The sequence below is a fragment of the Clostridium sp. DL-VIII genome, assembly GCF_000230835.1.
Lineage (GTDB): Bacteria > Bacillota > Clostridia > Clostridiales > Clostridiaceae > Clostridium.
In genome coordinates this window covers 4,827,735-4,843,266 of sequence record NZ_CM001240.1, presented here as the reverse complement: position 1 = coordinate 4,843,266, position 15,532 = coordinate 4,827,735, and the positions used below count along the sequence as shown (strand labels likewise).

Sequence of the window (15,532 nt, the reverse complement as noted above, 5' to 3'; positions counted from 1 at the left end):
TGATTTCTAGTATAGATATACACAAAAGTTTAATTTAAATTCATATCTGGAAAAGTTTCACAGAAGAAATAAATTAAGCCTCTCTGCAGCAGCGAAAGAGGCTTAATTTATTATTTTGACTTATAACATAAGTTTTAGCTTAATTTAAATGATGATTTTAAAGGTACAATTCTGTTAAATACTAATTTATCAGCAGTAGTATGCTTTGTATCTACACAGAAGAAGCCGTTTCTAACCATTTGGAACTTATCTTGAGGTTTTGCATCTTTAAATGCAGTTGGCTCAATGAAACCTTGTAATATTTCCATTGAATTTGGGTTAATTTGTTCTAAGAAATCTTTTCCTTCATTTTCTTCAATATCATCCAATATTAATGGTTCGTATAATCTGAATTCAGCAGGAAGACAAGTTTTTGCATCTACCCAGTGGATAGTTCCTTTTACTTTTCTGCCAGTGAAACCTGAACCACTCTTAGTTTCTGGATCGTAAGTACAGTGAACTTCTATAACTTCACCATTTTCATCCTTGATTATATCAGTACACTTTACAAAATATGCTCCCTTTAATCTAACTTCGTTACCAGGGAATAATCTAAAGTATTTCTTAGGTGGAATTTCCATAAAGTCTTCTTTTTCAATATATAATTCTCTAGAGAATGGAACTAACCTTGTTCCTTGTGTTTCATCCTTAGCATTGTTTTCTATTTCAAGCATCTCTGTTTCATTTTCAGGATAATTAGTAATTACAAGCTTTAATGGATTTAATACACCCATAGTCAGTGGTGCTTTAAGCTGTAAATCTTCTCTTATAAAGTAATCTAACATTTGAGAATCAACAACTGAATTAGCTTTAGCAACTCCAATAGCTGTGCAGAAATTTCTTAATGCTTCAGGAGTACAGCCTTTTCTTCTAAGCCCTGAGATAGTAGGCATTCTAGGATCATCCCATCCGTCAACAACTTTTTCATCAACTAATTGTTTAAGCTTTCTCTTACTCATAACAGTATTAGTCATGTTAAGTCTTGCAAATTCTATTTGTCTTGGAGCAGCTTCCATTTCGCATTCACGTACAACCCAGTCATATAATGGTCTGTGATCCTCAAATTCTAAAGTACAGATAGAATGAGTTACATGCTCAATAGCATCTTCTAATGGATGAGCAAAATCGTACATTGGATAAATGCACCACTTATCACCAGTGTTGTGATGAGCAGAATGAGATATTCTATAAATAATAGGATCTCTCATATTTATATTTGGTGAAGCCATATCTATTTTTGCTCTAAGAACTTTTTCACCATCAGCAAATTCACCTTTTTTCATTTTTTCAAATAAATCTAAATTTTCTTCTACAGATCTATTTCTATAAGGGCTTTCTTTACCTGGCTGAGTTAAAGTTCCTCTATATTCCTTAGCTTCTTCAGGTGATAAATCACAAACGTAAGCTTCACCTTTCTTTATTAATAATATTGCTCTATTATACATTTCATCAAAATAATTAGACGCATAGAAAAGTTCATTCCAGTTTCCACCAAGCCATTTAACATCCTCTTTAATAGATTCAACATATTCTGTATCTTCTTTAACAGGGTTTGTATCATCAAATCTTAAATGAGTTTTTCCTTTAAATTCTTCTGCTAAACCAAAATTTAAAAGTATAGATTTGGCATGACCTATATGTAAGTAGCCATTAGGTTCTGGTGGGAAACGAGTAATTATTTCTTTATGTTTTCCGCTTTCTAGATCTTCTACAATGATATTTCTTATAAAGTTAGAAGAATTGATTTCATTTGACATAATTTAACCTCTTTCATAAGTGTATTTAGACATAAAAAGAAAATAACAAGTCAAAGATGTTAGGTATATTTTGAGTCAGATAATTAAGTGGTTTTATTATACTTATATCCATTAAATCAACATGCTAACAAAGTAGACCTAAAAAAGATCAGCATGATGACTTGTTATTTTTTTAATATGCTTCAAATTAAGAAAAATATATTTTTAAGATAATATATTTTACAATAATAATTCTACATTTTAAGAAAACCTGTAAGGATTTCAATTAAAATTGTACTTTGTTAATTGTAACATATATATCTAAATTATATTGTAATTTTTACTACTAATAATTTTAATCCAATATAAAGAAAAAATAAAGATAAAATTAAAGTTAATGTATATGTTCATTCATAAGCTCTTTATAAAGTTTATTAGCTTCCTTATATTTTCTTTTACTTTCAAGATATTCAATCAATTTTAACTTAATATCTTTACAAATATCCTTTTTCTTTATATTTTCGAAATAGGGTAAAATTTTATTTTTTACTTCTTCATAAAAGAAGTCTTCTTTAAATCGATAGACTACCAAATAAAGAAAGTATATTGAATCATAATATTTGGAAGTTTTGTATTCTTCAGATAGATATTTATCAAAAATCACTTTACATTCATCTAAGTTATTTAATCTTATACAAGCTGAAATATAGTTATATACGCAGGCTAGATTTTCATAATTACATTCCATTGCTAATTTACTCCATTTAATAGATTTCTTATAATCACCTTTGAGTAAATAAAGATCAGATAAGTTATTATAAAGATGCCAAAACAATTTTACCATATCAAAATGTTTTGCAGACATTAATCCAGCATTAAAGTGTTTTTCTGAACTTTCATACATTTTTAAATAAGAAAAGCATACACCAAGATAATTATGACACCATACTGCATTAAGATATCGCCCGCTTTTCTCATAACTATCTAAAGCTTTCTCAAGGTAGTAGGTTCCTCTGCCCATATTGTCATTAAAACAAAAGGCTCGGCCTAAACAAAAATTAATCCAAGAGGTATCCTTAAAATTTAATGCTCTCATTTGTCTTTCAATACCTTGCTCATTTTCATGAGCCCTGTATAATAAATCACCAGATATGAGGAGATATAAGTATTTAAGTTCATCACTTAAAGAGGTATATATTTTATCTAACAGAATCAAGTCATTTTTTACATAGTTGTAATCTATCATATCTACAAAGGTTTTGTACATAAGATCATATATTTTAAATTCAATACTATAGGGAGAGTGATTTATAAGAGACTCTATTTTTAAGAGATCATTGTAAATTGTCTTTGCACTTTCAAAGTTGTAGCTTTCAATGTCATTCATCATTGTATTGAATTTCTGTCTAACACGGCCTATATCAGCAAACTTATCGAAATCATCAATGTTAAGCTTCTTTAATAAGGCATTTATTACCTCTGTTCTTAAATGCTTTTTACCATTTTCAAAATAACTCAAATGGCTTACAGAGCATATACCATGAGCTAAGGCTTCCTGACTAAAGTTATTTTTTATTCTTGTGTATTTAATCCAGGCAGACAAAAAATCATATTCCAACTCATTGCCCAGTATTACTAATGTAGATTCCATAAAAAAATCCTCCGATAAAAAAGAAAAAAGTATATATATTTGACTAATAATAGTGAAACTTATACTAAATTATAACATTAAAGTAATGATTTATATAGAAATTATTCAATAGGAATGTTTTGAATGTGTTGGATTTTATGGGTAAAATATATTAGGTAGAGGGGGCATAGCAAAATGAAAGAATTTATAAAAAATTACAAAAGTCTGCCAAAAGAAATGTATGTTATATGTTTTGCAACACTTATAAATTGTTTGGGGGAATTTGTAGGACCATTTTTGGCATTATATCTTACTCAAAAAATTGGCATGACAACTGCAGTATCTGGAATGATAGTAACACTATCATCTGTTATAGGTATTCCTGCATCAATTTTAGGCGGGAAAATATCTGACATGAAAGGAAGGAAAAAAATATATATTTATGCACAAAGTTTATCTGCAGTATTATTAATTCCTTGTGCATTCACTAAAAATCCATTGATCACTATAATATGTCTACTCATAAGTACATTCTTTGGTGGCTTTATACGTCCGGCATATTCTTCAATGATGGTAGATATACTTTCAAATAAGCAAAGACAAGTTGGCCTTTCGCTGAATTATCTTTCTATAAATGCAGGCATTGCCATAGGGCCTATAGTAGCAGGTTTCCTATTTAATAATCTTTTACCAATGTTATTCTTGGGTGATGCTTTGACTTCTTTTGCAGCAGTATTTTTAGTATGGAAACATATTGAAGAGACATATACAGTAAATAGTGAAGAGAAAGTTCAAAATAAAGCTGAAGCAGCAGAAAAGGGAAATACATTTCAAATGCTTTGGAAAAGGCCAGAATTAAGTATATTTTTAGGCTTAAATATAGTATATAGTTTTGTTTATTCTCAGCATAAATTTTCACTTCCAATGACATTAAATGCACAGTTCAACAATGAAGGAGCAAAATACTTTGGCTATATTATGAGTACAAATGCTATTACAGTTTTAATTTTAACAGTTTTCATAGGTTATATAACAAAGAGGAATCATCAGTTAACCAATATGACTCTTACAGGAATATTGTATGCTATAGGTTTTGGAATGATAGGTTACCTTAATAGTTTTTCGTTTTTTATAATATCAACAGTAATATGGACCTGTGGAGAGATTTTAAGCTCTATAAGCTCGGGAGTCTATGTAGCAAATAATAGCCCGAATAATTATAGAGCTAGGTTAAATGCCATAACCAATTTAGGAAAATTTTTAGGAGCAGCACTTAGTACTTCTTTTGCAGGAGCATATATAGAATTATATGGCTGCAAAACCTTATGGTTTCTAGTGTTTCTTATTTCAATAATAGCAGCCATAGCAATGTTTGGTCTAAAGATTTTTTCAGTAAGAACCCGAAGAATCAAATCTAATGTAGTAACACATGTTGAGTAAACGAAAGAATTTATGATGGTGAAAAATATTTTGAAATTGTATCTTTCAAAGTGCATAAGATTTAGTAGGCATGCTTTATATTCTATTTATAAAGCATGTCCAAAAACTGTATGGAATTAAGTTGAAATTATTCTTAAACAAGATAGAAGTTAAATGAAACGACTATTTTAAATTTATAATTGGAAGATTTATTTTTTTAATATAGCAAATCATTCGTATTGAAAATATAGTGATTAAGGATAAATGCTGGGCAATACGAGCACCGGTAATAGGATATAAAAACCATAATAGAAGTGAGCCAATGATTCCTGCAACACAGTAAACATCAGTTTTAAATATTTCAGGTTTTCTATTAGTAATTATATCTCTAAGCATTCCACCGCCAACACCGGTTATGCTTGCAGCAAATAAAAATAACATTAAGTTATAACCATTTTCAATAGCTTTAAGACCTGAAGATACAAAAAAAGCAGAAAGCCCAATAGCATCAATTATTACGAAAATAGTATTATATTTTAATTTACCACGAAGGATAATAGGAATAGTTCCTCCTAAAATTATAAAGGGAATTGTTTTATAATTTGAGAAGAAGGCTGGAATACCAGCATTAGTTACGATATCGCGAAGAACACCACCTCCCATAGCAGTAACAGTAGCTAAAATGTATATTCCAAATAAATCAAATTTTTCTTCAATTGCAACGAAAGCACCAGATGTTGCAAATGCAAAAATGCCTAAATATTCTAGCAGAGCAATATCATACATAAATAAAATAATCCTTTCTATTAATTTCACTTATTTTATAAGAGCTTGTCTTTAAAGCGCATAAAAAAGAGACGAATTGCGTAAACAATCCGCCTCTGTTATTTTACCTGAAAGATTCTCTTTAATAAGGCTTATTTAAAAATAACTAAATAACATACATATTAATGTACTTATGAGTTATTTTATTGCTTAATTAAAAGATTGCTTCTTGGGTGTCATAAGACTTTCCAGAGTTTCGTCAGAATTCGGTCCTTTTGCCTGAGAGTTTGTTGCGACTTCACCTTCGGCGCTACTATATTTGCAGTCTCTCCCAAATTCGTCATACGATCTATATAAATTACCAACTAGATTATAAATTAGTTCTAATTGGATGTCAATGAATTATAATCTAATATTATATTTTATCTGTATATTCATCGTCAGCATCATCGTCATCATTTAAATCAATAGACTTTGAAGATAAAGAAGAGCGTGAAGTATTTGAACTATCAGCACTGTTATCATCAGTATCATTTACATCTTCAGTATCAGAAGCTTCTGATTTTGATGAGTTTATATCAGCTCCTGATTTTTGTATACAGTACCCCTCTGAAGTTGGACGCTGAGGAATTCTTTTATTATCCATGTTAATCACTCCTTGCTTAATTGATATTGTATAGTTTTTTACAAAATTTTATATTTCACCTTTGTATTCAAATTCATCACTATCAGTATTCATATCAGAATATTTTATTAGTGTAGGTATTCTTTCAGTAGGATCGGAAGCTTTTTCACGTTCAATACTTCTAGCACTTGAATTATATCTATCTTTTGAATTTGTTGAGTTATCTAACGCATGTTGTATATTTCTAGCGTAATGAGAAGGTTTTGTATTTGGCGAATGAAGATCAGTTAACTTTTCAGTATCATAATCCCCAGGCGTTGGAGAATATGGGGCTTTTTCATTTGTCATGGCAATCACTCCTAACATAATTGGTTTAGTATTAATAAAAATTTCTTTATAATTATTATTTGAAAAAACAGTTATATTAATCTGCGAAGTATTTGGATATTAAATAAAATAATAAATTAATTACATAAATATTTAAAATGTTGAAATGTATAGAAAATGATTGTAATTATAATTAAAAAATACATAGGATATAAAAAAATTCACAGTTAACTTTTGAAAACTGTGAATTTCTTTTATATTAGATTTAATGGAAGCCATGGTTTTAAGATATCATATGGTATTTTTGTGCCTTGAATACTTTCTCCAAGTTTAACTGTAGGTTTGAGTTTGCCATGGTAATCACTTCCGCCACTAGAATAAAGTTTATTGTTCTTGCAATAATCAAGGAGAGCTTTTGTTCTATCAACTGAATGAAGAGAATGATAGCATTCTATTCCATCAAGTGCATTTAATGATATTATTGAATCTAAGAATTCCTTATGATCATCGGCAAAATATCCATATAAATGAGCGAGAAAAGATTTTCCACCGGCTTTTTTTATAATAGCAGCAATTTCTGGTACTGTGAAATAATTCTTGGTTTGGTCAAGAAAGAAAGGACTTTCTTCATTATTTACGCAGGTTCTATAAAATGCATTAAGACTTTCCCAAACGTCTTTAGTAAAGTTCTTTTCATTTTCAGGGTATTTTTTTAGGTCAGCATGCATTAGTTGTGTTGCAAAATATTTACCTTTAACAGATAGAGTTTTGCTATATGTTATATTAAGGTTTCTGCATACTTCCATCATCTTTTCAAGATAAGTATTTTCCCTTTCAAGAAACTTTTCATCTGAAACTATACCCATGGAACTTATGGTATCAAGGTCAAGGCCATAGCCTAATACTTCGATAGGTTTCCCATCATGAACAACAGAAAATTCGCAGCCAGGAATAATTTTACCTTTAAAATATTCATGTATATTAAGTTTTTTTAATTTTTCATAGGCACCAATTGAGTCATGATCTGTAATAGCTATATATTTTAAGCCTATTTGCTCAGCTTTTATCAGTATATCTTTGGGTTCATCTGAACCATCAGATGAGGTTGTGTGAATGTGTAAATCAATCATTTTAATACCTCCTCAAGATAAGTTATATTTTAATTTTATATTAATTAACGAGTGAATGAAATACGATATTAAATATAATTTCACAGAGCTAAAGGAAAGAACTACTCAGGCTATTCTCCAAAGCTCATTAATAATGAATTCTTAATGAAATATATTTATGAGAATTTTGTTGATGAATTAAAGCAGTTAAATAATTCAGATAGCATCCTTATAATACCTTTAGGAAGATGTGTTGAAGCGGTTTTATTTAAACTATCAGAATATAAAATCATAACTAGAAATCAAATTCTTAATGGATTTCCACATCCATCTGGTGCAAATGTAAATAGAATAGCTCAATTTAATGAAAATAGTAGTAAAATGATTCAAATAATAAAGTCCTTAGAGAGTTAATGATAGGGTTTAAATTTTAAAAACTAGCAATGAAATGATAATAACATAAAGTATATTAAGAATATTAGAAAATAGAATTACTGAAAACTTGTAATTCTACTTTCTGTTTTATTTTTTTTTTTTTTTTTGATAGTCAGAATTTAAAAATGTCTATTTATACATAGACAAAATTGAAATTTAGACATATAATAATAAAAAGTGGTATTTTATTGGAAAGGATTGATTTTTGTGGATATAAAGTCAAATGAATTATTTTGGAGCGCAGAGGTAGAAGAAGTAAAGAAAGGTTTTATTGAGTATGAGGATGAATATAAATGCATAATTTGCGAGGAGGCCTTTCAAAAAGGAAGAATATATGAAATTAATTCAGCATTATATGATGCGGGAAAGGCAGCAGAACTGCATGTGAAAGAGAAACATGGTTCAATGCTTGAATATATGCTTGATATGAATTCGAGCTTTACTGGAATATCAGAAGTTCAAAGAGAATTAATTAAATTAATAGCTAAAGGATTAAGTGATAAAGAGATCGCAAAGGAGCTCGGTGTTGCTCAATCAACAATAAGAAATCATCGCTATAAATTAAGGGAAAAAGAAAAACAGGCAAAATTATTTTTAGCCATGATGGATTTACTTGCAAATGAAGCAAATAGGAAGATAAATAAGCTTGATAAGGAAACTATCTGTGATGCACCTAAGACTGCAACTACTTTAGATGATAGATATAATATTACAGATAAAGAAAAGAAGAGCGTAATTGAAAATTATATGAATGAAAATGGCGGCTTGAAGAGTTATCCTTCTAAGGAGAAAAAGAAAATCATTATATTAGGAGAGATAGTCAAGAATTTTTCTAAAGAAAAGATGTATCCTGAGAAAGAGCTCAATAGAATTTTAAAGAGAATATATGAAGATTATGCAACAATAAGAAGAGCTTTAATCGAATATGGATTTATAGAAAGAACTAATGATTGCAACAGCTATTGGATTAAGGAGTAACATAAAAATGAAAGGTAATAAAAACTTCTGGAGGTATATAGGTGGAAGGTTTGTATCTTTAAATGGAAGCGGTATACAAACCATTGCCCTTCCATTATATGTCCTTGACTCAACAGGCTCCGGAACGTTAATGGGAATTTTGTCAATGTTCATACTAATTCCAATACTAATGACAGCACCTTTTGCCGGTGTGATTGGAGATAGAAGTGATAGAAGAAATATTATGATAGCTATGGATTTTGGGCGAGGTATATTGGTTTGCATTTTAGCAGTCATAGCAATGAGAGGAAATTGTAATATATATATTTTATTTATATTGCAGATATTTATATCAATAATGGACAGTATATTTAATTCTTCATCTATGGCTCTAATGCCAGATTTAGTATCTAAAGATGAACTTATGGAAGCTAATTCTATTAAGAGCGGTTTTGATGCAGCATCTAATATCATTGGACCAATGTTAGGCGGAGTAATTTATGGAATATGGGGAATACAAGCTGTATTTTATATAAACAGTGCTTCCTTTGTGATTTCAGCAGTATTTTCTATTTTAATTACTTATAGGAAGAAAGCAGTTCAAACAGAGAAAATAAATATGAGAATTTTTCTTCATAAAAATCATGAGATATTAAAATTCATCGTAAGTAAAAAAGGATTATTTCAATTGTTTACCTTTGCTATGTTTGCAAATTTTTTTCTTGCACCTCTATTTGATGTAGTAATGCCATATGTTTTAAAGAAGGAAGTTGGATTTACCTCAGAACAATATGGATATATTGCAGGTTTTTTAGCAGTAGGTGCGCTATTTGGGAATATTAGTATACTAATGTATTTTAAAAAATTAGGATTAAAGCAACTTATGCGTTATGGGTTTGTTTTTGAAACTATTTTAAGAACGGCTGTTTGTGGATTAGTCTTTCCGAGTATAGTAAGTATATATGGAGGAGCAACTTGGATGTTGTTTATATCAATAGGAAGTCTTTGCATGATGATGGAATTCTTTAATGCCTTTGTAAATACTTCAATTGGGACAAACCTTCAAAATTTAGTTCCAGATAAAATGAGATCCAGATTTTTTGCTATATTTGGAATGTTTGCACAAGGAGCTATGCCTTTAGGAACTTTATTATTTGGAATTCTGCTTGATTTAGTAAAGTATTATAACATTTTAATTGCTATGAACTTATTAGTTATTATAGCCGTAATAATTTTTCTATTAAAAGCTTGCGATGAAGCTTATGAAGCAAAAATTTAAAAAATGTTTGTTTTTGGGAAACTCAAGAAAACTCTCCACATGTAATAATATTTCTGAAAGTAGTATATAATAGAAAATATATAAGCTAATTATGTAAATTGGGGAGGAATGAAAATGATAGATGAAAGTCTCAAATTATCAGAACTTCCATATGAGAGAGTAACAATTGAAACTTTTGAAAAGGAAGCATCGGATATAATTAATGAATTTACTAGAGCTAAAAGTGGTGAAGAACAATTTGAGATTCATAAAAGATATTATAGTTTAATGAATAAAGTAAGTACTGCTATGATTTTAGCATCTCTAAGGCATGATGGAGATGTATCAAATAAGTTTTATGAAGAGGAGCAGGAGTATTATGATAAAATATCTCCTAGAATTGAAAGTTTTAAGGTGAAGTATCAAAAGCTGCTCTTTGAGTCTCAGTATAGAATTTACTTTGAGAAGATTATAGGAACAGTACCATTTAAAGATATTGAGCTTAAGCTTAAAGCTTTTGATGATATGCTTATTCCTCTTAAACAAGAAGAAAATGCTCTAGTATCAAAATATAATAAGTTAATAGCTAAGACTAATGTAGAATTTAGAGGGGAAACACTTAGTCTTTCGCTACTTGGAAAATATCTGAAGTCAAAGGATAGAGAAACTAGAATTGAGGCGGCAAAAGCTAGAAGTGGAAAACTTATCACTATTGCAGATGAATTAGATGAAATTTTCGATAAGCTTGTAGCTAACCGCAATGAACAGGCCAAATTAATGAAATATGAAAATTATGTTGAACTAGGTTATTATAATATGCAGCGTAATTCTTATGATAAAAATGATGTTGCTAATTTTAGAAGTCAAGTTAAGAAATATTTAGTTCCATTTGCAACTAAAATGCACGAAGAGCGAAGAAAGCGGCTTGGAATAGAAAAACTGGACTTTGTGGATGAAGGAACTTACTTCCTTGATGGAAATCCTGTTCCGATCGGAAGTGCTGATGATATTTTTGCAGCGGGTAAAAAAATGTATAATGAGTTATCTACTGAAACAAGTGAATTTTTTAACTTTATGTTAGATCATGAGCTATTTGATGTATTAGGACGAGCTAATAAAGCAGCTGGTGGTTATATGGATATGTTAATGACTTACAAGGCACCAATTATATTTGCTAATTTTAATGGCACAAGTGGAGATGTGGATGTTATAACTCATGAATGTGGTCATGCGTTCCAGGGATATTTAACAAGAGATGATGAAATATTAGAACATAATAATATAACTATGGAAACGGCAGAAACTCACTCTATGTCAATGGAATTTTTTACAGGTAAATGGATGGAATTATTTTTTGGAAATAGGGCTGAGGATTATAGAAAAATGCAGGTTGAAGATGCTATAGCATTTGTACCCTATGGATGTATGGTGGATGAATTTCAAGAAATAATATATACAAAACCAGAACTGACCACAGCTCAAAGAAGAGAGGTTTGGAAGCAGTTAGAAAAAGAATATAAGCCTCATCTTGCTTATATGGATGATGAATTTTATAGTGAAGGTCGCAGATGGCAGATGCAAAAACACATATATAATTATCCATTCTATTATATAGATTATTGCCTTGCTCAAACTTGTGCACTTCAATTTAAAGGAATGATGGATGAAGATTATAATGATGCCTGGGACAAATATATAGAATTTTGCAGACAGTCAGCTAAAGATTATTTTCCTAACATGCTTAATAAGGTTGGACTTAAAAGTCCGTTTGAAGAGGGGTTTGTAAAAGAACTTGTTGATAAAATAAAATAATAAATTTATTATAAACAGCTAATCTTTATTTTGTAACTGAGGTTTTTCTATTTATAGAGCCAATGTGCAATATAGATGAAAGGCTGTTTTTTATGGAGCTATAAAAAGCTACGGAGATTAGATTAACAATACATGTATATGGTTACATTCTTATTAGTCTTTATAAGTTGAAATATGGAATATGACATTATTGCTTTGATGAAAATAATTCTACTTTATTGCTTTAAATTTTACAGCATATTATTGCTCATAATAGAAAATTTAGGTATAATTAGCATACATATAATATAAGTTTAACAATAAAAGGATAATATTTTAATTAAGTTGTTAATATAATGGAGTTTATGAAAGGATACATATCTTATTATAGAAGGTGATAAATGTGAAATACAAAATTGGAAAAAGTGTTAAAAATAATTTTGATGAAGCAATATCTGAAGCTACAATTGGTCTGAATTCACCTAAACTAATATTATTTTTTTCTAATGTTGATCGGTTTGAAGGGTATGCTGAAAAAATAAAAGAAAAATTTAATAGCAGCATTGTTATTGGATCTACTACTTTTGCAGGTTTCTGCAAAGACGGAGCCTATAAGAATGGATTGCTTTTAATGGGGATTGAAGATGGAATTGAATGTTATGGAGGGGTATTAGAAGAAGTAGAGCGTTATCCATTGAAATATGTTGATAGAATAACAGAGTGTGTAAATAAATTTCATGATACTTCTAATACTGTATGTTTTGAAATTTCTTCCGCATTAATTAGTTGTGAAGAATTAGCTTTATCTACGTTAAATTCTGTACTTGAGGATAAGAAAATTCCGTTGTTTGGAGGATCAGCAGGTGATCCTGGAAGAGCTGAGAAAACTATGATTTCTTTTAATGGAAAAGTGTATAGTAATGCGTGTGCCTTTGTAATAATCAAAAATTTAAGCGGTAGAATTAAATTATATAGAGAAAATATTTATAAACCAACAGAACATTATTTCACGGCAACTAAAGTAGATGTAAGAAATCGCATAGTTCATGAATATGATAATAAACCAGCTGCAAAAGTAATGGCTGAGGCATTAAATACAACTATTAATGAGCTTCCTAAATATTTAGATAGTTATCCACTTGGAAGAATTATTGGAAGTGATATGTATATTACTGCTAATCAAATGGTCACTGAAAATAATGGGATGGCATATCATGCAAGAGTATATAACAATTCGAAAATGGTACTTTTAGAACCAGATGCGTATAAAAATGTTATTAGGCAAACAATAAACAAAGTAAAAAAAGATGTTCCAAATCCATCATTATCAATTATGGTAAACTGTTTAGCAAGGTCAATGCTTTTTGAAAAAGATGGATATTTGAATGAATTTGCAAAAAACATGAGTGGTGCTTTGGGGGATTATATTGGGTTTGCAGGTTACGGAGAACAACTTGGAGAACAACATTTTAATCAAACAATGGTTCTTGCTGTATTTGAATAGTGAGGTAGTAATATATGAAGTGGTTTAAATCAAATAAAAATATAGATATGAATTCGAATGAGGAAGTAGTTTTAAAATTAGAGCAAAATGATAAGTTAGGTTTAGAAAAAAATATGAATGATGATAAATATATTAACTATGGTGTATTACATATAGAAAAAAAGCTTGGAGAATATATGGATGAAGAGGTTAAAGTAAGTCAATCTCTTGATGAAATAAATGATACATATTCACAAATTAGTAATATACAAGATACCATTAGCAGCCTTGATTCTAATTTTAATGACTTTAGTCAATATGCAAATAAAATTAATGGTGTTATGAATCGCTCTGAAGTTGCAGTTAAACAAGCGGATGATAAAATGGGAGAATTAGCAGAGAAAATCAATGGTACATGTACTCAGCTTGATTTAATTACAGAAGCCTTTCATACATTGGAGAATAATTCTAAAAACATTCAAGACCTGTCAAACAGTATAACAGATATAGCTAGTAGCACAAATCTTCTTGCATTAAATGCATCAATTGAGGCTGCCAGGGCTGGAGAGGCTGGAAAAGGATTTGCTGTAGTAGCGGAAGAAATAAGAAAATTATCAGCATCTACAACTGAGTTAGTAAGTGGGATTGATGGAAGTGTTAAGACTTTGTATGACAGTATTGATTCATTAAGGAAAGAAATTGAAAGTTCAAAAACAGCAATTCGTGATAATTTTGAGTATGCACAAAATGTTCAAAAAGATTTTAAACAAGTAACTGATTGTACAAATGAAGTTAAAGAATTTAGTGAACATATAATTACAGGCATTGAACGTACAAGCTCTGAGCTTAATGGAGCTGCAATAGGAGTGGGTTCTATAGCTGAACTGGTAGCCTCATTTGGGGATAAGTTAAATAATTTAAAATTAAGGATGAGTAAAAGATCAATTATAATTTGTGATATTATTAATTTCTTGCAGCAAATTGAAAATATATTAGCAGATTCATTCAGCAGGAAAAATAAAAATATAAATTGATTTTTAAATTTATTTTAAATAGCAAAGGTACTAATCAGAGATTAGTACTTTTTTGAATATTAAAAACTTATTTAATAATATTAATGAACTATTTGCTGTACATAAAAGTTCTGCTATATGTAGATTTATATTTTTTATTCAGATAGGGAAATATATTTTTATATTAAAGAAGGGATTTTTTCTTTATATAAAAATATACCGAAAGGAATAAAATTATTATGAAAAATGAAAATAGTAACTTGGCTATTGTGGCCGCAATACTATTTGAAATAATCTTAATAAGTGGAGTGATTTTTAATATTGCAATAAAAGAGTGGAAAGATTTATACCTGTATTTTATGACTGTTATATGTATTGTACTTCCTTTTATAATTGTAAAACTTGCTAATATAAAAAGGATAGTATTACCCTCTAGTTTTCAATTAGTATCGGTAATATTTATTTTTCTTGCACAATATTTTGGGGAAATTATGCAGTTCTATAGTAAGTTATGGTGGTGGGATTTACTTCTTCATGGAGCATTTGGCTGCTATGCTGTAATTGTAGGATTTCATTTAATAAAAGAAACAATTATAAAGACAAAAGAGGTTACTCAAACACGGTTTATTATCTTTGTATTAATTTTTTCATTTTCCTTTTCTATTACATTAGGTGCAATATGGGAAATAGTTGAGTTTTTAGGAGACTATTTTTTCAAAACAGACATGGTAAATGGCGGACTTGAAGATACAATAACGGATTTACTTATAAATATGCTAGGATCTTTTATAGTTTGCTTAATATACTACCTAAGAAGATTGAAAGCATGAATAATTTATATAATAGGAGTAAAGAGAAATGCCTTGTGTGTATACTTTAATTATATTACAATCTAATAAGTGTACATATTAAATAGATTTAGAAGAAAATAGGATGTTTTAGTCT

The 15,532-nt window shown here is 29.3% G+C and carries 14 protein-coding genes and 1 riboswitch; of the genes, 8 read left to right on the top strand and 6 right to left on the bottom strand.

Translation table 11 applies throughout. The features are described 5' to 3' along the window. Nucleotides 1–134: 134 nt before the first annotated feature. Together CDLVIII_RS22385 and CDLVIII_RS22380 are read right to left on the bottom strand one after the other, a co-directional pair. On the bottom strand, nt 135–1,796 hold the full coding sequence (locus CDLVIII_RS22385; RefSeq protein ID WP_009171756.1) for a glutamine--tRNA ligase/YqeY domain fusion protein: 1,662 nt from the start codon (nt 1,794–1,796) through the stop codon (nt 135–137). 373 nt (nt 1,797–2,169) lie between these two features. After that, a complete protein-coding gene (locus tag CDLVIII_RS22380) occupies nt 2,170–3,426 on the bottom strand; it encodes a helix-turn-helix transcriptional regulator (protein WP_009171755.1) in 1,257 nt (418 codons plus the stop codon). 174 nt (nt 3,427–3,600) lie between these two features. Here CDLVIII_RS22380 and CDLVIII_RS22375 point away from each other — a divergent pair, with 174 nt between their 5' ends. After that, nucleotides 3,601–4,845, top strand: coding sequence for an MFS transporter (locus CDLVIII_RS22375; protein ID WP_009171754.1), 1,245 nt, complete (start codon nt 3,601–3,603; stop codon nt 4,843–4,845). Between the two features lie 162 nt (nt 4,846–5,007). Here the strand turns inward: CDLVIII_RS22375 and CDLVIII_RS22370 are convergent, their stop codons facing one another. The 4 genes from CDLVIII_RS22370 to CDLVIII_RS22355 all read right to left on the bottom strand — a co-directional run bounded on the left by CDLVIII_RS22370 (nt 5,008) and on the right by CDLVIII_RS22355 (nt 7,671). Continuing rightward, nucleotides 5,008–5,640 carry a trimeric intracellular cation channel family protein gene (locus tag CDLVIII_RS22370; RefSeq protein ID WP_242835794.1) on the bottom strand — a complete coding sequence of 211 codons (633 nt, stop codon included), beginning with the start codon at nt 5,638–5,640 and terminating at the stop codon, nt 5,008–5,010. 206 nt (nt 5,641–5,846) lie between these two features. Beyond that, nucleotides 5,847–5,933, bottom strand: a riboswitch (glycine riboswitch). Between the two features lie 71 nt (nt 5,934–6,004). Continuing rightward, nucleotides 6,005–6,235 carry a hypothetical protein gene (locus CDLVIII_RS22365; RefSeq protein ID WP_009171752.1) on the bottom strand — a complete coding sequence of 77 codons (231 nt, stop codon included), beginning with the start codon at nt 6,233–6,235 and terminating at the stop codon, nt 6,005–6,007. Between the two features lie 48 nt (nt 6,236–6,283). Next, nucleotides 6,284–6,562, bottom strand: coding sequence for a hypothetical protein (locus tag CDLVIII_RS22360; protein WP_009171751.1), 279 nt, complete (start codon nt 6,560–6,562; stop codon nt 6,284–6,286). A 233-nt stretch (nt 6,563–6,795) separates the two neighbouring features. Next, a complete protein-coding gene (locus tag CDLVIII_RS22355; protein WP_009171750.1) occupies nt 6,796–7,671 on the bottom strand; it encodes a PHP domain-containing protein in 876 nt (291 codons plus the stop codon). 144 nt (nt 7,672–7,815) lie between these two features. On the opposite strand from CDLVIII_RS22355, the gene CDLVIII_RS22350 reads away from it, so the two are divergent. From CDLVIII_RS22350 to CDLVIII_RS22320, 7 genes are all read left to right on the top strand, one after another. After that, complete coding sequence (locus CDLVIII_RS22350) at nt 7,816–8,064, top strand: hypothetical protein (protein ID WP_050816289.1); 249 nt, start codon at nt 7,816–7,818, stop codon at nt 8,062–8,064. A 228-nt stretch (nt 8,065–8,292) separates the two neighbouring features. Beyond that, the gene (locus CDLVIII_RS22345) at nt 8,293–9,063 is read left to right on the top strand and encodes a DUF2087 domain-containing protein (protein WP_009171749.1); all 771 of its coding nucleotides are present in this window, start codon (nt 8,293–8,295) and stop codon (nt 9,061–9,063) included. 7 nt (nt 9,064–9,070) lie between these two features. Further along, entirely contained in the window at nt 9,071–10,321 is a 1,251-nt protein-coding gene (locus CDLVIII_RS22340) for an MFS transporter (RefSeq protein WP_009171748.1), read from the top strand. A gap of 114 nt (nt 10,322–10,435) precedes the next feature. Continuing rightward, nucleotides 10,436–12,112 carry a M3 family oligoendopeptidase gene (locus tag CDLVIII_RS22335; RefSeq protein ID WP_009171747.1) on the top strand — a complete coding sequence of 559 codons (1,677 nt, stop codon included), beginning with the start codon at nt 10,436–10,438 and terminating at the stop codon, nt 12,110–12,112. 382 nt (nt 12,113–12,494) lie between these two features. After that, complete coding sequence (locus tag CDLVIII_RS22330; protein ID WP_009171746.1) at nt 12,495–13,595, top strand: FIST N-terminal domain-containing protein; 1,101 nt, start codon at nt 12,495–12,497, stop codon at nt 13,593–13,595. A gap of 14 nt (nt 13,596–13,609) precedes the next feature. Further along, complete coding sequence (locus CDLVIII_RS22325) at nt 13,610–14,608, top strand: methyl-accepting chemotaxis protein (protein ID WP_009171745.1); 999 nt, start codon at nt 13,610–13,612, stop codon at nt 14,606–14,608. A 218-nt stretch (nt 14,609–14,826) separates the two neighbouring features. Further along, nucleotides 14,827–15,417 (top strand): hypothetical protein, encoded by a 591-nt coding sequence (locus tag CDLVIII_RS22320; protein WP_009171744.1) that lies wholly within the window; start codon nt 14,827–14,829, stop codon nt 15,415–15,417. Nucleotides 15,418–15,532 lie beyond the last annotated feature (115 nt).